Raw genomic sequence first — 17,683 nt, forward strand, 5'->3', positions numbered from 1 at the left:
GAAAGTACAAAAGCCGTAGTATCTATACCTTTTTAAACACCTCTGTACTAAACTGAGTATAATAAAATTCACTCATAAAATAGTAATTTAGAGGATCATATATGGATGCAAAAGAGACTTTGTTCAAACTTAAACCAGCGCTGATTATACTCCTGTTATTTTTAATGGCTTTCCTACTTAGAATGGATGCAATGTCTGTATCGGGGGTGCCCCAGGATTATAAAGCATATTTTGAGGATCAAAATGGTTTTCCATACTTCAGTGAAATGGACTCCTACTACAACTATAGATTGACTCAGGATTATCTTAACCACGGCTATCTTGGAGATACAATAATAAATGGAACTCCATGGGATTTGCATTCTTATTATCCCTCGGGTAGATCAGCAGAGTACCCCCCGCTTATTATTTATATCACTGCGTTTGCATATAAGCTGATTAATTCATTTACAAACGTGCCCTTAAATGGAGTTGCTGTGTGGCTGGCCCCATTTATAGCATCGCTGGCTGTTATTCCTGCTTATTTATTTGTGAGGAGGCTTACCAATGATTATGGGGGGATAACTGCGGGAATTTTAGCGGGTCTAGCTCCATGGTACTTTTCCCACACATTCGCAGGATTTTTTGACACTGACATTTTTGCCGCGCTATTCCCAATTCTGATTGTCGGATTTTTTATTGTAGGCACGCTTGCAAAGAATATCAAGACTAGATTGATTTATATAATGTTATCTGCTATTTCAGTACTTGTTTACTCAATGGCATGGCAAGAATGGTGGTATATGTTTTATCTCGTGATAGGTACTGGAATTATATATCTTTTAATTTCAAATTATATTCTCAAAATGGAGACAGTTAAACCATCTAAAGAGTATCCTAATAGGTTCAAATGGTTTCTGGATCAGCCAGTACTCTTTTCGCTGGTAGTATTTGCGGTTGCAGGATTTCTTTTAGTAAGCATCATCATGGGATTCTCGGAATTTACAGGTATTATTTCCAGTATTTCTCAAGCTACTCAATTACAGAGTTCAGTTCAAGGAACATCATATCCAAATGTATATTTGTCAGTTAGAGAGATGTTAACCCCTGGATTCTGGAATGTTGTAGATGGGGTAGGTGGAATATTACCATTTATGCTGGGAATTATGATTATTCCTTTCCTTTTATTGAAACTAAGTCAGAATACTCGTACAAAAGAATTAAAAGCACCAAAAAGGAAGAGTAAACCTAGAAGAAAGTCTAAAAAAAGAGCAAATGTTATTGAAGAAAAAAGGAATACTTTAGAGGATCCTCATATAACAGAAGATAAAAAAAATTACCTTTTATACGTAATTTTATTTACAATATGGCTTTTGGGATTGGGTTACCTTCTAACAAAAGGGCAACGATTTATTGAAAACTTTTCAGTCCCAATAGTATTAGGTGCAGGAATTTTAATTGGTTTACTTGTACCTTACTTCAAAAAATACATAAAAGATACCAGATACTCTGCACTGGCCATTTTATTTGTAATTGCAGTTGTGGCATATTCACCTGTAGCAACAGCATATACATTTTCAAATCAAATAGTTCCAAGTGCAGATGATTCAATGTATGAATTATTAACATGGGTCAAAGATAACACCCCTCCAAATACGGTTTTAACTTCATGGTGGGATTTTGGCCATTTTTTCACGGCAGTAGGGGACAGGCCGGTTACTTTTGACGGCGGGTCTCAAAATACGCCTCGTGCCTACTGGGTTGGAAGGGCTTTGCTAACGAGCAACGAAAACTTATCTGTCGGAATACTTAGGATGTTGACTTCAAGCGGTGAAGAGGGTATTTCAACCCTTGAAAATTATACACATGATACTGGTAAAAGTGTTGAAATATTGAACAAAATTTTACCAGTTGATAAACAGGCAGCCCAAACTATGCTTACAAAAGATTATAATTTAACTCCGGTTCAGGCTCAAAATGTGTTACAGTATACACATCCTACCAATTCTGCTCCATACAAGCTTATATTAAGTGCAGATATGATTATTAAGGCTGGAGTGTGGTCAGAATTTGGAAATTGGAATTTCCAAAACGGAACTGGACAGGGTTATGGTTATTCTGCACAGCAGGCATCTGTCAGCCCATTAGGCGGTACTGTAGCGATTCATGCGCAAAATGGTATTGTTGCGCAGATAAATGGAACTCAGATAACTGCGGGATTGGCATATACTCAGAATAATCAAACTCAAATACTGGCGCCTCATAAGCTGATTGTAATTAAAAATAATCAAATAGTAATGAATCAAATTGTTTCTAATCAGAGCTCAATAAGCATACTTTTAGCTATGGACAATAACAGTTGCCTGGCTGTGGCTATGAACAAGGAACTTGAAAATTCCATGTTTACACGGCTGTACTTTGAAAATGGCGCAGGTTTAAGTAGATTCAAATTTGCACATTCTGTAGGCGGATATGTAGTTTGGAACGTGAATTAGATCATTGGGGATCTAATTCATTTTATTAATTTATAATTGGGAAATTCGAGCTTTTATAGATATTTATTGACTAAATTATGATTTACATGATGTTCCGTATTCTATTTACAAGAATATCAGTTGCACTAACAATACCTACAATTTGACCAGCTTCTTCTACTGGTAATCTCCAGATACCATGGTCTACCATTTCTTTGGCAGCATGCTCTATTTTATCATCGGTATGAATTGTTACGAGGTGTGTTTCCATTGCATCATGAACTTTGATATCCTTTAAATTATGGTCATTACCGATTTCTTCCAAAACATCCCATGTTGTAATTATTCCCACTACTTCTCCATCATGTTCTACTATAAGGCTTCCGCCTTCACCTTCCTCTGTAGATTTTTTTAAAGCAACTTCTAGATTTTCATCTTCATCTATGGTCTCTACTCCCTCTACCATAATTTCTCTAACATCCATCATATCACCTAATTAACTCCTATAAAAATATGTTACCCAATCTGACACTTGATATTAAGTTTCAACTAATTATTATTACTTTCTATGGTGATAATATGATCTGAAACTGAAAACATTTTTAAGTATGAAAAAGCTAATAGTAACTATATTTAATTAAATGATGTTTAAAGAACTGTAATTTTAAATGAAATGATTAAAAACATTTTTAAGAATGAAAACGCTAACAGTAATTATTAATAGTAATTCTATTTAATAGTTAACGTTTAATGAACTGTCATTTTATGAAATGTGTCATATTTGCAGTATTTATGTAAATAGGTATTTTATGTATTTATAATGATTTTTATAACTTGAACTAATTTTATGTGAGAATTATGGCTCTTGAAGATAGAATTAAACAGATTGAGGATGAAATTAAGAAAACGCCGTATAATAAGGCTACTTCACATCATATAGGTAAGCTTAAAGCTAAATTATCTCAGCTTAAGGAGGAGTCTATAAAGAGAAGCAGTAAAGGAACAAAAGGGTCAGGCTTCCATGTGAAAAAAAGTGGGGATGCGACAGTGGTACTGGTAGGATTTCCATCAGTTGGAAAATCAACCCTTTTAAACGATATTACAAATGCTGAATCTAAAATTGGAGCATATGAATTTACAACATTAGAGATAGTTCCAGGCGTTATGGAGTATGAAGGCGCTAAAATTCAGGTATTTGATATTCCGGGAATAATAACAGGCGCTTCAAAGGGAAAAGGTCGTGGAAGAGAAATACTGTCAGTTGCAAGAAATGCTGATCTGATACTTATAATACTCGATGTTTTTAACCCTCAGCATATAAATGTCATATCTGAAGAACTTAGAAATATAGGGATAAGGCCTAATGAAACCCGGGCTGATGTTACGGTAAAACCCAAAAAAATGGGCGGGCTGACAGTTTCTTCTACTGTAAAACTTACACACATAGATGAAAAAACCATAAGATCGGTGCTGAATGAGTATGGAATTCACAGTGCCGATGTCCTTATAAGGGATGATGTAACTGTAGACCAGTTTATCGATAGTATGGATGTAAGCTGCCGTTATATCCCGATGTTAGAAGTTGTAAATAAAATAGATTTAATTGATAAAGATTATTTTGATGAAGTTAAGTCTCATATGCCTGATGCAATATTTATATCTGCAAACAAGCAAATTAATGTTGAAGAACTTAAAAGAGAAATATTTAATAAGTTAGCTCTTATCCGTATTTATTTAAAACCTCAAGGCAGAAAAGCAGATTATGAGGAACCACTTATTGTGAGGAAAGGTTCCACAGTGAAAGAAGTGGCAGGTAAACTTCACCGTGAATTTGTCAGGAATTTCAGGCATGCAAAGGGCTGGGGGGCATCAGTAAAATTTGAAGGTCAAAAAGTTGGACTGGATCATGTGCTGAATGATGGGGATGTTTTAAGGATAATTGTTAAAAAGAAGTAAAACTCAAATAATTATGAAACAGTGGTGAAAAAAATGGAATTAGATGACGTAAAAATATCCAGAGCGATAATTGAAAGTTTCATGGAAGATTTCATAGATTACACAGATATTGATGTTGCAATAGGTGGTGGAGGCCCATCAGGACTTGTAGCCGGATATTACCTTGCAAAAGCAGGTCTTAAAGTCGCATTATTTGAGAGAAAACTAAGCATCGGCGGCGGAATGTGGGGCGGCGGCATGATGTTCAATAAGATAGTTGTCCAGGAAGAAAGTAAAAGAATTCTGGATGAATTTGGCATCGGCTCCCAAAAATATGATGACGATTACTATGTCGCTGATTCAGTGGAATGCGTGTCAACACTCTGTTCTAAAGCAACACAAGCAGGTCTTAAAATCTTTAATTTAATAAGTATTGAAGACGTAATGATGAAAGAAAGTAAAGACGTCGCTGGTCTTGTCTTGAACTGGAGTGCAGTTGAAATGGGAAGATTGCACGTTGATCCGCTTACCATAAGAACTAAAGCAGTAATCGATGCAACTGGACACGACTGTGAAGTTGTAAAAGTTGTAGAGAAAAAAGTAGGGCCAAAACTCAACACTGAAACAGGCACTATCATAGGTGAAAAACCAATGTGGGCAGAAGTTGGAGAAAAAGCTCTTATGGATAACACCAAAGAAGTATATCCTGGTTTGTATGTCACAGGAATGGCAGCAAATGCAGTCTACGGATCTCCAAGAATGGGTCCAATATTTGGTGGAATGCTCCTTTCAGGAGAAAGAATAGCTGAAATATTAATTGAAAAATTAAAATAAATGAAAAAATGATAATCCTTATTACAGGAACGCCTGGTGTTGGAAAAACTACTGTATCATCGATACTTGTAGAAAAAATAGATGCATACCTCGTTAACATCAATGAACTCGTTGATGAAAAACATCTATATAATGGAATTGATGAAGAGAGGGGATACAAAATAGTAGACCTGGATGCTCTCTTCAATGAGATGGATGAGATAATTAGGGAGGTAGACGGCCCTGACAGGTATGTAGTTGTGGAAGGGCATCTTTCACATCTTTTTGAAAATTCAGATATAGTAATTGTTTTAAGGGCAAATCCTGATGTTTTGCGTGATCGTATGAAGATTAAAGGATGGAAAGCAGCTAAAATACGTGAAAATATTGAAGCTGAAGCTATCGATGTATGTTCCTACGAAGCGTTCCAAATTCACGGCGATAAAGTCAATGAAATAGATACCAGTGACATCCCACCAGTACAAGTTGCTGATTTGATAATCGATGTGATAAATGGTGATAAAAGTTTTCCTGTAGGAAATGTGGATTTTCTGGAATATTTAAAATAATTTCAGTTTGATAGAATGGGAGTATCAAATAGTTAATTTCAATCCTATGATTTAAATCAATCATTTTTGATATCTCATATTTTGATTCACCTTTTTGCAAATTTCATTTAGGTTTGAAAGTTTTGTAGGGTAGAGGGAAAAGCTTTTTAAATAGAATACCAGATAAATTATAATATTATTCTTAAGTAGATTATATGTTGTATTAGGATTACGGATAATGCAGATTCAATTGTAAATCACTGTGTTAATTATTGATTCAGCAATTCAACCCCTACACAAGAACTTAAGATCCATTTCTATATTCTAACATTAACTAATGACTCATTAGAGGCTAGACTTTGAGAAGGGGAAGAAGACCAAGATGGATGTTAAAAATAGCAGAAGAAAGAATAGATGTCCTGTTTAAACTTGCAGAAGAATCATATAATACCCACCCGCATAGGTCAGATCGCTATGTAGAAATGGCCAGAAACATTGCAACAAAATATAATGTAAGAATGCCAAGAATCTGGAAGAGGAGATTCTGTAAAAACTGTTATAAATTTCTGAAACCTGGAAAGAATTGTCAAATCCGGTTGAAAAATTCATGTATTATTATAAAATGCCTTGAATGTGGAAATGTAGTAACCCTTCCATATATAAGAGAGCAGAAAGATAAAAGGAGGAGAAGAGTTGAGTCCCACATTATCAAAGAAGGAATTAATGAATAGATCACTTTCAACATTCACACTAAATATTGGAAAATCTGGAATAAATGAAAATGTTATAGATGAAATAAAAAGACAGCTTAAAGCTCACGAAGTAATTAAAGTGAAATTTTCAAAAAGTATATCCTCAGAAAAACAAAATTATATAACTGAGATAACTGAAAAATCAAAGTCTAAACTCGTTGATTTAAGAGGTAACGTTGCTGTAATTTATAAAAAAAATAGGTAATTAGGAGGCTAAATATGACTACAGTTTATGATGTTCCTGCAGATTTGCTTATCAGTGCAATTGCAAAGGATTTAAATGAAAATAAAAGTATAAACGCGCCAGAATGGGCGAAATTTGTCAAAACAGGAGTTCACAAAGAAAGACGACCTGAAGATGCAGACTGGTGGTACACAAGATGTGCATCAATCTTAAGAAAGGTTTACATTGATGGCCCTGTTGGACTGAACAGTTTAAGATCCTATTATGGTGGAAAAAAAGATAGAGGAAGCGAACCAGAAAAATTCAGGAAAGGCAGCGGTTCTGTAATAAGAACAGCTTTACATCAACTTGAAGATGCTGGATTCATTGCCAAAATAAAAGAAGGAAGAATCATAACTCCTGAAGGAAAATCCTTCGTTGACAAAGCATCAAACATCGTTAAAAAAGATATTCCTGAACTTGCTAAATATTAAGTAAAGTTTTCATTAAATTTAAGATAATAATGGAGGTTGAATTTTGAGCGATATTGAAGAACTACGACGTAAAAGGATGCAAGAGTTACAGCAGCAAGCTGCAGCGCAGCAGGCATCACCCCAACAACAAGAACAAGCCCGCCAAGAGATGGAAGCTCAAAAAAAGCAGGCTATGATGCAGATATTAACTTCTGAAGCCCGGGGCAGACTTGCGAATTTGAGACTCACTAAACCTGAACTCGTTGAACAAATAGAACTTCAACTTATTCAGCTTGCTCAAATGGGGCGAGTAAAATCTAAAATAACTGATGATCAGCTCAAACATCTCCTGACAAATCTTGTTGGTCAAAAAAGAGAGATTAACATAACAAGAAAATGAAAGCGTGTGTTCTCTACAGCGGAGGAAAAGATAGTTCGCTTATTGCTGTAATCCTTACAAAATTGGGATATGAGGTTGAACTTGTAACCCTGAATTTTGGGATATTTGATTCCTTTAAACCTGCAGCAAAATCAGCATCTGCGCTTGGTTTTAAACACCGCGTTTTTAAAGCCGATAAAAAGATACTGGAAAATGCAACTGATATTATCATCAATGATGGATTTCCAAATAATGGAATAAATTATATTCATAAAGAAGCATTAGACCTTGTTTCACGTGATTATAACGTGGTTGCAGATGGTACAAGAAGGGATGACAGAATCCCTAAACTTAAAGGAAACGAAATCAACAGCCTTGAAGGCAGACAGAATGTTGAATATATAACCCTCCGCGGATTTGGTCACAAGACTATTAATAATCTCTCAGATGTGCTTTTTGAAGTCAAAAAGGAACAGACCAGTATGGAAAACAATTCTGATTATGAGATTGAAATCAGATACCTCATAAATGAAATTGAAGGCGAAAGCGCATCGAGCAGGATATTTCCAAGTCATATCCAATCCCGAGTTGTGGGCTGGAAAAATAAAATTTAACACAAATCAATATTTAATGTGGTGAAAAAATGAGTAGAAATAGGCCATTAGCTAAAAAACTAAGGCTTGCTAAAGCTAACAAGCAAAGTAGGACTGTGCCTGTATGGGTACGAATTAAAACCAATAGAAAAGTAATGTCTCATCCAAAAATGAGAAGACATTGGAGAAGAAGTAGCTTAAAAGTTTAAGGGGATTTTCAAATGGAAAGAGTCTATGTTATACCATTAAGGAAAGTAAAAAATGTTCCAAGGACTATCAGGTCCCCAAGAGCAATACGTTACGTAAAAGAATTCATAGGAAAACATATGAAAACAGAAGACGTTAAAATAGACGCATCTGTCAACGAAAAAATATGGGAAAGAGGAATTCAAAAGATACCTCCTAAAATCAAAGTAAAAGCTGTACAGGAAGAAGATGGTTCAGTTGCAGTCACCTTAGTTGAATAGGTGAACTTGATGATAAGAAGAGCTAATTTGAATGGGAACCCGAATCTTGGTGTTGCAATTTCTACAACCGATAAAATTGCAATAGTTCCCTCTAATTTATCAGAAGCGCTGGAAAATCTTGTAGAGGATACTTTAGGGGTTTCTGTAATTAAGACCCCTATCGGCGGTAGTAATCTCGCTGGAGCACTGGCTGTTGGGAATTCAAATGGGTTCATAGTAACACCATATGCTCTTGACAGTGAGATAAAAGCTATCAAAGAATCTGGAGTGGAAGTAGAGCGAATTGCTGATAAGTTCACTGCAGTAGGTAATATCATACTTGCAAATGATTTTGGAGCTATTGTTAACCCGCTGCTTTCTGATGAATCATTAAAAACAATTAGTGACGTTTTAGACGTTGAAGTCGAACGAGGAAGTATAGCTAACTATAAAATTACAGGATCTGTTGCTACTGCAACAAATAAAGGAATACTGGCACACCCCTCTGCAACTGAAGAAGAACTCTCCTTTGTAGAAGGTATAATGAAGGTTCCTGCAGATGTTGGGACAGTTAATAAGGGTATAATGCTTGTTGGAGCATGTGCAGTTGCAAATTCCAATGGTGTGGTTGTAGGATTGAACACTACAGGTCCTGAACTTGCAAGAATTGAAGAAGCATTAGGTTTTCTTGAGGGATATGAATGAGAACAAAAATATTTAGAATTCAAGGTAAATTTATGATGGGAAACGCCTTTCAGCCTTTTACAAAGGAATTGAAAGCCATAAATGAAGACGATATACACGAAAAAATTTATTCAGAGTTTGGAAGCAAACACGGAATAAACAGAAACAAAATTGTCATAGAAGACATCAAAGAAATCTCAAAAGATGACGTCCAAGATCCAATGATTAAAGCCTTAATAGGGTGATCTCATGGAAGACAGACAAAGGCTCGAACAGATGGTAAATGAAATTAACATGTACCAGGGCCAACTGGACGTTTTAAAACAACAAGTTGAATCAGTTAATGCTTCTATAGCTGAATTAATGTCAGCTGAAGAAACTTTAGAAGCTGTTAAAGGAAAAGAAGGTACAGAAACATTTGTACCAGTAGGTGCAGGTTCTTTTCTTATTGCAGAGATTAAAAATACTGATCAAGTTATAATGGGACTTGGAGCAGGCGCTGCTGCAAAGAAAAATATAGATGAAGCTAAAGAAAGTATATCTTCCCAGCGAAAAGAGCTGGAACAGTTAGTGGACAAAATGTCTGGAGATATACAGAAGTTAACTGAGTTCATTATGAGAAAAAGTCCTGAAGCTGAAGCACTACTTCAAAAAGTTGAAAGTGAAGAAGCCCAAAGGCAATAATATTCTTTTTTTTTAAGTAATTACTGGTAAATGAGGACGTGAACATTTTGTTTGAATCACTTAAAAAGAAATTTAGCGGCACAATAGGAAAACTAAGTGATAAACTCTCGAGCGAAGAGGAAGCAGAAGAAACTCGCCAGGAAGAAATTCCAGGGGAAACCAAAGAAACCGCGCCAGAAACTACTGAAACCTTCGAGAAACTGGAAAAAATTGAAGAACCTTCAACTGAAGAAAAAGAGCTTGAGACTGAAGAACCTCCAGCTGAAGAAAAAGAGTCTGAAACTGGAGTTAGGGGGAGATTATCCGGAATTTTTTCCAGAGAAAAGAAGGAAGAAAAAGTAGAGGAAAAGGTAGAAGAGAAACCTGTAGAAACTCCTGAAGAACTTGAAAAGCCTGAAGAAGTAGAGGAAGAAAAATCGGGAATGTTCTCGTTTGTTACCAAAAAAACAATATCTGAAAAAGATATTGATGATATACTATTTGAACTTGAAATGTCACTCCTGGAAAGTGATGTTGCAATGGAAGTCGCTGAAAAAATAATTAATTCTGTAAAAGAAGATTTAGTGGGTAGAAAAATCCGAAGAAGAAGCGACGTTGCAGAATTTACAAGAGACGCCCTTAAAAAAGCTATTTCTGAAATACTGGGAGTTGAAACTAAAGACCTCAAAGAAATGGCTGATAAAGCACAAAAATCTGGAGAACCGCTTAAAATCATGTTTGTAGGAATAAATGGTACAGGTAAAACTACCACAATAGCTAAAGTGGCCACATATTTCATAAATGAGGGTTACACGCCAGTTATTGCAGCTGCAGACACTTTTAGGGCAGGTGCAATTGAACAGATAACTCACCACGCCGATAATATTGGTGTAAAAATTATAAAGCACAAAAAAGGTGCAGATCCCGCTGCAGTTGCATACGACGCAGTTGAACACGCAAAAGCTAAAGGAAAAGAAATAGTTTTAATCGACACTGCCGGAAGGATGCAGACAAATGTTAATCTCATGGATGAGATGAAGAAAATTAAGCGTGTTGTAAAACCAGATCTTATTATTTACGTCGGTGATTCCCTAACAGGAAACGATGCTGTAGAACAGGCTTCAAAATTTGACGAAGCGGTTGGTGTGGATGGAATTGTCTTAACCAAAGCAGATGCAGACGCAAAAGGTGGAGCAGCACTTTCCATTGGCTATGTAATTAATAAACCAATCCTGTTTTTAGGTGTCGGCCAATCATATGAAGATATAATGGAATTTAAACCTGAATGGATGGTTGACCAGCTGGTTTAGATATAAATTTCTTTTTCTATTATTTTATTGAGTTTTTTAGGTTATAGTAATTCTATTTTTAACTGAAATTTATAGATCTCATAAAAGTTTATTCTCGCCATATTTACCTATTAATAGATTATAAATAAAAATTAGTCAGAATGCAGCTTTATTAATATTATTTTTTTGTTATAGATGTATATAACAAGGTGTATTGCAAATTATAACTAATATTACTTTATTTTTGCCATAAATATTATTTTTACATATTTTCAATCAAAAGTATTAAATAATCTTTTTATATTATAAAGAATGGGTTGTGTTATGAGGTTTCATCCTGTTGTATCTATAATTTTTGGAGTTATTATTTCATTTATGTTGTATCTAATTGCAATTTCTGTTTTTGGAGTAATGGGATGGGTTGGTGCATTTCAAGCTATCCAAGGGGCTTCATGGTTTGAAACGTTTTTATTAATTATTTCATATATACTTGGAGGTTTTATAGCTACTTATTTCGCTAAAGAAAAAAGATACAAAATGGAATTTATACTGGATTAACTATATTGGCAATTATAATAGTAGTTGGCCTAATACAAATGCTGACAAGTCATTGGTCGGTTTACATTCATATGGTTACATTTGTAGGATATGTTATATCTGCAGTTATAGGAGCTTATCTATGAATAAAACAGCTAAAAATCAGAAGAAATGCATCTTTGGAAAAACATAGATGATAATAAACTAGTTGTAATTCTATAAAATATTTCATATTCTTGTTTTAATAATATTTTAATAGATTACTGAATTTCTTCTATTATTTTTGATTTATTGAATACTTTAACTAGCTGATCAAATAAAATACTTAAAAAACCTTATTAATATTGAAAAATAATGTTTATTAACTCAGGTTGGGGGAGCTAAAATGGAGAACAAAGTTATAATGTCTATTGGGGGAGCATCATTAGTATTTATATTACTGCTCATTTTGAGTTTCTTATTTAGCAGTGAAAAAACGCTTGGAGTTTATATATTGATTTTTTTGTTAACTGCAGTGTTTTTTTTATTTTTATGGATGATTTTAATTATTTTAAGGAGTTCTGTCATTACTAATTTTATTGGAAAGATTACTCAGGCGATTTTTGGAGCCGTATTTGTTTGTATCTTAATTTTAACTACTTTGCTGGGGATGCAGTGGATTTCAGGTGTTTTCGCCTCTATCTATATACTGCTTGGTTCAATAATTGTGGCCATCATTGGTCTTTATTTAAACTATAAAATAGGGCTGGAGAAAGAACAAAGACAAATAAAAAGAATAGTTATAGCATTAAAACTAACTGTAGAAGACAATAAAAAAAGTGCTGAAAGCATTTTAACGGATATTAAAGAAAATTCCCCTGTAAATCTTAAGGTTCTTAAAATGGAGGTTTGGAATACATTTGCTTCTAACATTATCACTGCAGATTTTGATCCTGTGATGCTGGAAGAATTAATATCAATAAGGGCATTAACCTCCGAATTAAATGAAGAATTATCTGAAAGGAATATGCTTATTAATCAAGAAAGCTCCTTTGATACACATAATCATCATTTTCAACAATTATGTCGTTTAGATGATAAATTAAAAGAAAAATTAGAAGCATTTATCCAGTATTCGTCTGAATATTTAAAAAAAGTTGATAAAACTATTCTATAATTTTTTAACTTAATTTTAAAAATTTTTAACTATATCCTTAAATGGAACCACCTCTTTTATTTCAACATCCATAGTTCCAAATAATTTTTTCACATCAGCTTCGCTTTCTGCATTTATTATAAAAACTCCTTCATGTGTGGAATGTTTTTCCTTGGGACAGCTGATAAAAGCGTCGGATAAATTGATATTGTTCTTTTTTAAGTTTTCCTCTGAAAACATGTCCTTAAGCATTTTCACGCCTTCACCTGTTTTAAGCGGGCATTGTTTAGAATCATGTTTGCTAACTGCAGTAAATAACATAAAATCACCTCCTTTTATTACTAAGTTTTTTGGAGTATTTAGTTTTATAGAAGATAATTACATTAACTTAAATAACCAGATTTGACAGATTAGTTTTAGATTATCTGATAACAGAATTAGTTTTAAAGTGATTTCATGAATGCATATTTAGAGATAATAAGGCCAGGGAATGCGGTGATGGCTGTTATAGCTGTGATTTTAGTCATATTTATAAGTGGAAACTTTACATTAAGCGCATTTTTAGCGTGCATTGTGGTTTTTATGGTAATAGGGGGCGGAAATGCAATAAATGATTATTTTGACCATAAAATAGATGCCATCAACAAACCAAACCGCCCAATTCCATCTGGAAGAATATCTTTGAAGGCAGCTGGAACTTATTCTTTATCCCTTTTTGCAGTTGGGACAATTATTGCATTTATAATTGGGCTTTTACCTGGAATCATAGCTCTTTTAACATCAATTCTACTGGCTTTGTATGCTTATAATCTTAAAAAAATGGTCCTCATTGGAAATATTGTGGTTTCATTCTTTACCGGCCTCACGTTTGTTTTTGGAGGTGTGGTAGTCGGTGCTATGGAGACTTCAATTTATCTGGGGTTATTTGCTTTTTTGATGACGATGGCCCGTGAGATAGTTAAAGACATGGAAGATGTAGAAGGTGACAGAAAAGAAGGGGCAACTACACTACCAATAATCTATGGGATGAAATCAGCCTCGATCCTTGCAGCAGCCTTCATGATAATTGCAAGTGTTGCAAGTCCCGTGCTTTATTTTATAGGTATATTTAATATACTTTATTTAGCACCACTCTTTGCTGCAATTGTGGTATTTCTGATATCTGCAGCGTCCATATTAAAGGATCAATCCATCCAAAATACTGCAAAGGTTTCAAAAAGGATTAAAATAGGTATGGGTATAACATTTCTGGCATTTGCTGTGGGATCTCCATTCTTAGCTTCCCTAATTTAAAGCCGCAATTTTTAACTATTTTTATGAACATATATTTACGCATGAAACTCAAAGCAATAGGAACTATAAATTCTCCATATAAAGTAAAAGGAGATTCCCCTCGCCAGGGACGTTTTTCAGAAGAATTAAGTAAAATAACTGTTTTTGAAGAATATGCTCAGGGTTTGCAGGATATAGAAAAACGTGAACATTTGATTATTTTATATGGGTTAGATAGGGCTGAAGATTACAAACTGATGGTAATTCCTCCGGGAAAAACAAAAGAACAGGGTTTATTTTCTACAAGAGCTCCTGTAAGGCCAAATCCAATTGCTTTATGCATGGTCAAACTTATAAAAGTAGAGGGAAATGTTCTTACTGTAAAATGGCTGGATGCCCTTGACGGCTCTCCTTTACTTGATATTAAACCATTTTTACCTGAAGTAGACTGTACTCTAAAATAAATTTTGAGTTTATAAATTTAGCTTTAAATTTGTAATTGGGGGATAAATATGGCGGAAAAAATGAAAATAAAGATACTTAAAAATGGACCGTACATGATTTCAGGAAATGTACCTTTATTTGAACAGATAATGGTAACAAATGAAGAAGGACATGTATGTGAATGGAGCGAAGGCAAGGAATATCCACTTAAAGAGCGGTATACGATTTGCCGCTGTGGTGCATCCAAAAGGAAACCTTTCTGTGATGGATCGCATATAAAAATTAATTTTGATGGGACTGAAGTGGCGACTAAAGAAAATTACATGGAAAGAGCTCGAAAGCTCGAAACAAACGATTTTATGCTGAATGACGTCTGGGATTTATGCGACCACTCCCGTTTCTGCCTGAGGGGAGGGGGTATAAGGGAACTGCTAAAGTCTGAAGATCCAGAAGATATTAAACTTGCAGTTGAAGAAGCTAAAAGCTGCCCCTCAGGCCGTCTTGTGCTGTGGGATAAAGAGACAGGAAAACCTGTTGAACCTGAATTTGAACCATCCATAGTTCTGGTTAATGATCCGCAGAAAAAATGTGATGGTCCTGTTTGGGTGAGGGGAGGAATTCCAATTGAATCTGCAGATGGAAGTACCTACGAAGTCAGGAATAGAGTTACACTCTGCAGGTGTGGGAAATCTGAAAATAAGCCTTTTTGTGATGGAAGACACTGGATGAGTGCCGAAGAAAAACAGGCATTCAGGGATAAATGGATTTCTCCTGGGGATGAATAAAAACCATTAATTTCATTTTATTTTTATAATTCATCTGCTGAAAATTCCTTTTTTAAGTATTTAATCTTAAATTTAATATTTCTTCTTTCCATAAGCTTCAAGTGCTTCAAGCACGTTTTCATAAATATTTTCTTCACCTATAAGTCTGGTTAGCCCCAAATAATCGAATTGGTCTTTAAGATCAGGTAACATTGATGTCAGCGCAAACTGGATATTTCTTTTTTTAAGATCATGGTATAAATCTTTAAACATTTCTGCAGATGTGTAATCAACCCTTGAAAAACCTGCAGTATTCAATACAAATAATTTTACGGGTGGATCAGCTGCATCTACTAGTTTAAGCACTTCTTCTTTTAATTTATCTGAATTTGCGAAGTATAAGTCTCGGTTAAATCGGTATATAATTAAGCCCTCTTCAGTTGATTCACCAACTTCAACTTGTTTGAACATCCAGTTACCTTTTTTATCTCTTGCAAAAATGCTATTTGTAGGTCTGTAGCTGTTACTTAGATGTAAAATAACTGAAAGAATAATTGAAAGTAATATTCCCCATAGTACGCCCATAATAACTACAGTTGCTGTAGTAATAATAGCTAAGAAATATTCTGCCCGTACTTTGCGGCGGATATCTTTTAAATGGGATATATCAATCATATTAGCCCCAATTAAAAAAACAATACTTGCAAGAGTTGCACTAGGTAAAAAAGATAATGGTTTGGTGAAAAATAAGATAACCATTAGGACTGCAGCAGCAGTTACAAATGATGCCATTTGAGTACGACTTCCTGCATTATCGACTACTGCTGTTTTTGTAGGGCTTCCATTTACTACAAATGTGCCCATTATTCCTGCGACCCCATTTGCAAGACCTAAAGCAAAAATATCTTTATTTTCATCATTACTTTCTGAGTATTGAATTGTAAAAGCACGGGATGTAGCAGTACTTTGAGATAATATAACTACAAAACACGCAGCTGTAGCTATAATTAGGTTTGATAAAACATTTGGATCTATGGTGGGTACTATAAAATTTGGAAAGCCGCCAGGTATATTGCCCAAAACTGGAATTCCAATACCTTGAAAGTTAAACAAAAAGCTAGCTAGGGCTGTGCCTCCAAATGCTATTAATGCTCCTGGAATTTTGGGTGAAATACGGTTAATTATGATGATTGTGAATACTACAATAATGGATATTATTGTTGTAATCAGGTTAATTTCATGTAAGTGTGTGAAAACATTGATTAATTGGGGAATTGTATTTAAACCGCCTTCACCAGCTATTCCGAGCATGTGTGAAAGCTGACTCACAGTTATCTGGATTCCAACTCCGGATAAGAAACCTATTAGGACAGTTCTGGACATAAAATCTGCTATAAATCCTAATTTGAATATACTGGCAAAAATTAGTAAAATAGCACATAATAGTGCAACTGTAGATGCAAGTGCAATATACTGGGGGCTTCCAAGTGCAGCTACTGAGACGAGGGTACCTGATAAAATTGCTGCAGTTGCTGAATCTGCTCCAACTATTAGGTGACGTGAAGAGCAAAAAAGAGCAAATACTGCAAGGGGGAGCAAAATAGTGTAAATACCTGTTATGATGGGCATTCCTGCTATTTCTGCATATCCCATAACTTCGGGAATCCCTACTGCAGCTAATATGAGGCCTGCTATAATTTCAGAAGTTAAAGGGGCCTTAAGAGGTAATACTCCATTTAAAAGAAGTTTATTTTTTAAATTTAGTTTGTTTAGTTTTTTCATATTCTCTTTTTTGATGGTATATAACTGGATAATGATTTTAAGTTACTAAAAATAAATTTTAGCTGTATCCAGTTAAAAATGCTAAATACTAAATTTAATGGAATTATGTTATTATATGGGTTAATGACAGACTAATTGCATTATACATTATTATTGATTTTTTATGAGATAATTATTACCCTTGGGTGAAATTATCAGTAAAATGTGTTTTTACAGTATATTTTTCTAATAAAAAAACGTTTTTTATAAATAATTCTTGAAAAAGAGACCTACATTCTGTTTATGGTGATTATAATAAAATTAAAAGAAATAAATAAAGGTTTAAACCTTTTTTCAGCTGATTATATTTCCGTCCTGCATTCTGATTACTTCATCTGCATATTTTGCAGATAGCGGGTTGTGTGTAACTCCTACTATTGTTAACCCGTCATTTTGATTTAATTCCTGAAGTAATTCCATTATTATCCTTGCATTTTCTGTATCGAGTTCTCCTGTTGGTTCATCGGCCAGTAAAAGTGATGGATCATTTGCAAGGGCGCGCGCAATGGAAACCCTCTG

General features: G+C 34.5%; 23 protein-coding genes and 1 pseudogene. 20 read left to right on the forward strand and 4 right to left on the reverse strand.

What is annotated here, in order from left to right:
* Positions 1-101: 101 nt before the first annotated feature.
* Positions 102-2,474, forward strand: a complete 2,373-nt coding sequence (locus tag EJ01_RS10330) for an STT3 domain-containing protein (protein ID WP_048081002.1) — start codon at positions 102-104, stop codon at positions 2,472-2,474.
* Between the two features lie 82 nt (positions 2,475-2,556).
* Here the strand turns inward: EJ01_RS10330 and EJ01_RS10335 are convergent, their stop codons facing one another.
* Positions 2,557-2,937 carry a CBS domain-containing protein gene (locus tag EJ01_RS10335; protein ID WP_048081001.1) on the reverse strand — a complete coding sequence of 127 codons (381 nt, stop codon included), beginning with the start codon at positions 2,935-2,937 and terminating at the stop codon, positions 2,557-2,559.
* 374 nt (positions 2,938-3,311) lie between these two features.
* On the opposite strand from EJ01_RS10335, the gene EJ01_RS10340 reads away from it, so the two are divergent.
* From EJ01_RS10340 to EJ01_RS10415, 16 genes are all read left to right on the forward strand, one after another.
* A complete protein-coding gene (locus EJ01_RS10340; RefSeq protein WP_048192879.1) occupies positions 3,312-4,409 on the forward strand; it encodes an OBG GTPase family GTP-binding protein in 1,098 nt (365 codons plus the stop codon).
* 33 nt (positions 4,410-4,442) lie between these two features.
* On the forward strand, positions 4,443-5,222 hold the full coding sequence (locus tag EJ01_RS10345; RefSeq protein WP_048080999.1) for a sulfide-dependent adenosine diphosphate thiazole synthase: 780 nt from the start codon (positions 4,443-4,445) through the stop codon (positions 5,220-5,222).
* An 8-nt stretch (positions 5,223-5,230) separates the two neighbouring features.
* Positions 5,231-5,770, forward strand: coding sequence for an adenylate kinase family protein (locus tag EJ01_RS10350; protein ID WP_048080998.1), 540 nt, complete (start codon positions 5,231-5,233; stop codon positions 5,768-5,770).
* Positions 5,771-6,108: 338 nt separating this feature from the next.
* The gene (locus EJ01_RS10355) at positions 6,109-6,480 is read left to right on the forward strand and encodes a ribonuclease P protein component 4 (protein WP_052376068.1); all 372 of its coding nucleotides are present in this window, start codon (positions 6,109-6,111) and stop codon (positions 6,478-6,480) included.
* Positions 6,473-6,706, forward strand: a complete 234-nt coding sequence (locus EJ01_RS10360) for a YhbY family RNA-binding protein (protein ID WP_048080997.1) — start codon at positions 6,473-6,475, stop codon at positions 6,704-6,706. The genes EJ01_RS10355 and EJ01_RS10360 overlap by 8 nt, the downstream gene beginning before the upstream one ends.
* A gap of 14 nt (positions 6,707-6,720) precedes the next feature.
* A complete protein-coding gene (locus EJ01_RS10365) occupies positions 6,721-7,158 on the forward strand; it encodes a 30S ribosomal protein S19e (RefSeq protein ID WP_048080996.1) in 438 nt (145 codons plus the stop codon).
* 43 nt (positions 7,159-7,201) lie between these two features.
* On the forward strand, positions 7,202-7,537 hold the full coding sequence (locus EJ01_RS10370; protein WP_048080995.1) for a DNA-binding protein: 336 nt from the start codon (positions 7,202-7,204) through the stop codon (positions 7,535-7,537).
* Positions 7,534-8,130 carry a DUF7411 family protein gene (locus tag EJ01_RS10375; protein WP_048080994.1) on the forward strand — a complete coding sequence of 199 codons (597 nt, stop codon included), beginning with the start codon at positions 7,534-7,536 and terminating at the stop codon, positions 8,128-8,130. Before EJ01_RS10370 ends, EJ01_RS10375 begins: the two co-directional genes overlap by 4 nt.
* A 29-nt stretch (positions 8,131-8,159) precedes the next feature.
* Positions 8,160-8,318, forward strand: a complete 159-nt coding sequence (locus tag EJ01_RS10380; RefSeq protein WP_048080993.1) for a 50S ribosomal protein L39e — start codon at positions 8,160-8,162, stop codon at positions 8,316-8,318.
* Between the two features lie 12 nt (positions 8,319-8,330).
* The gene (locus EJ01_RS10385) at positions 8,331-8,576 is read left to right on the forward strand and encodes a 50S ribosomal protein L31e (RefSeq protein ID WP_048080992.1); all 246 of its coding nucleotides are present in this window, start codon (positions 8,331-8,333) and stop codon (positions 8,574-8,576) included.
* Positions 8,577-8,585: 9 nt separating this feature from the next.
* Positions 8,586-9,260, forward strand: a complete 675-nt coding sequence (locus tag EJ01_RS10390) for a translation initiation factor IF-6 (RefSeq protein WP_048080991.1) — start codon at positions 8,586-8,588, stop codon at positions 9,258-9,260.
* Entirely contained in the window at positions 9,257-9,484 is a 228-nt protein-coding gene (rpl18a, locus tag EJ01_RS10395) for a 50S ribosomal protein L18Ae (protein ID WP_048080990.1), read from the forward strand. The genes EJ01_RS10390 and rpl18a overlap by 4 nt, the downstream gene beginning before the upstream one ends.
* A gap of 4 nt (positions 9,485-9,488) precedes the next feature.
* On the forward strand, positions 9,489-9,923 hold the full coding sequence (gene pfdA, locus EJ01_RS10400; RefSeq protein WP_048080989.1) for a prefoldin subunit alpha: 435 nt from the start codon (positions 9,489-9,491) through the stop codon (positions 9,921-9,923).
* Between the two features lie 47 nt (positions 9,924-9,970).
* The gene (gene ftsY / locus EJ01_RS10405; protein ID WP_048080988.1) at positions 9,971-11,212 is read left to right on the forward strand and encodes a signal recognition particle-docking protein FtsY; all 1,242 of its coding nucleotides are present in this window, start codon (positions 9,971-9,973) and stop codon (positions 11,210-11,212) included.
* Between the two features lie 303 nt (positions 11,213-11,515).
* Positions 11,516-11,749 carry a hypothetical protein gene (locus EJ01_RS10410; RefSeq protein WP_048080987.1) on the forward strand — a complete coding sequence of 78 codons (234 nt, stop codon included), beginning with the start codon at positions 11,516-11,518 and terminating at the stop codon, positions 11,747-11,749.
* Positions 11,750-12,113: 364 nt separating this feature from the next.
* On the forward strand, positions 12,114-12,884 hold the full coding sequence (locus tag EJ01_RS10415; protein WP_048080986.1) for a hypothetical protein: 771 nt from the start codon (positions 12,114-12,116) through the stop codon (positions 12,882-12,884).
* Between the two features lie 15 nt (positions 12,885-12,899).
* Here EJ01_RS10415 and EJ01_RS10420 read toward each other — a convergent pair whose 3' ends face one another.
* On the reverse strand, positions 12,900-13,184 hold the full coding sequence (locus tag EJ01_RS10420) for a hypothetical protein (RefSeq protein WP_048080985.1): 285 nt from the start codon (positions 13,182-13,184) through the stop codon (positions 12,900-12,902).
* Between the two features lie 135 nt (positions 13,185-13,319).
* Here EJ01_RS10420 and EJ01_RS10425 point away from each other — a divergent pair, with 135 nt between their 5' ends.
* Genes EJ01_RS10425 through EJ01_RS10435 form a run of 3 tightly spaced genes read left to right on the forward strand, consistent with a single transcriptional unit; the run spans position 13,320 to position 15,364 of the window.
* On the forward strand, positions 13,320-14,156 hold the full coding sequence (locus EJ01_RS10425) for a UbiA family prenyltransferase (protein WP_048080984.1): 837 nt from the start codon (positions 13,320-13,322) through the stop codon (positions 14,154-14,156).
* Positions 14,157-14,197: 41 nt separating this feature from the next.
* Positions 14,198-14,599: a tRNA (N6-threonylcarbamoyladenosine(37)-N6)-methyltransferase TrmO gene (gene tsaA / locus EJ01_RS10430; RefSeq protein WP_048080983.1), complete on the forward strand. Its 402-nt coding sequence runs from the start codon at positions 14,198-14,200 to the stop codon at positions 14,597-14,599.
* Positions 14,600-14,647: 48 nt separating this feature from the next.
* Entirely contained in the window at positions 14,648-15,364 is a 717-nt protein-coding gene (locus EJ01_RS10435) for a CDGSH iron-sulfur domain-containing protein (protein ID WP_157197558.1), read from the forward strand.
* Positions 15,365-15,436: 72 nt separating this feature from the next.
* On the opposite strand, the gene EJ01_RS10440 is transcribed toward EJ01_RS10435, so the two are convergent.
* Positions 15,437-17,125 (reverse strand): SulP family inorganic anion transporter, encoded by a 1,689-nt coding sequence (locus EJ01_RS10440; protein ID WP_048080981.1) that lies wholly within the window; start codon positions 17,123-17,125, stop codon positions 15,437-15,439.
* Positions 17,126-17,458: 333 nt separating this feature from the next.
* A pseudogene (locus EJ01_RS10445) lies at positions 17,459-17,683 on the reverse strand (ABC transporter ATP-binding protein); the annotation flags it as partial.

Origin of the sequence: Methanobacterium veterum, assembly GCF_000745485.1 — an archaeon.
Taxonomy (GTDB): Archaea; Methanobacteriota; Methanobacteria; order Methanobacteriales; family Methanobacteriaceae; genus Methanobacterium_D; species Methanobacterium_D veterum.